Source organism: Micromonospora sp. DSM 43699, assembly GCF_055517075.1.
In genome coordinates this window covers 1-419 of sequence record NZ_JBTMMT010000250.1, presented here as the reverse complement: position 1 = coordinate 419, position 419 = coordinate 1, and the positions used below count along the sequence as shown (strand labels likewise).

Below are 419 nucleotides of genomic sequence, written 5' to 3'. Positions count from 1 at the left end.
CACCCAGGTCATGGCGTCGGTGGGCACGGCCATGGAGTAGTGGCCGCAGGCGATGAGGATGCCGCCGTACAGCACGGCCCGGTACGAGCCGAGGATCCGGTCGGCCAGCCAGCCGCCCGCCACGGAGACCAGATAGACCAGCGTTCCGTAGGCGGCGGAGACGGAGGCGGCGGTGCCCGGGTCCATGTCCATGCCGCCGTTCGCCACCGTGTCGGCGAAGAACAGCACCAGGATGGCCTGCATGCCCAGGAACGAGAACCGCTCCCACACCTCCAGGCCGGACAGGGTCATCAGCCCCCGTGGCTGCCCGAAGAAGGCGTGGTCGTCCTCGGGCGGGGGCTTGGCCGGTTCGGTGTCGGCGGTGCTGTGGGACAAAGCGGAGACTCCTGATCGTATGAGCTGATCCCGAACATACCGGC

1 pseudogene is annotated in these 419 nt (G+C 68.7%); it reads right to left on the bottom strand.

Annotated features, from left to right (window positions below):
• Nucleotides 1–375, bottom strand: a pseudogene (locus tag AC0AIB_RS31495) (hypothetical protein); the annotation flags it as partial.
• Nucleotides 376–419: the final 44 nt, after the last annotated feature.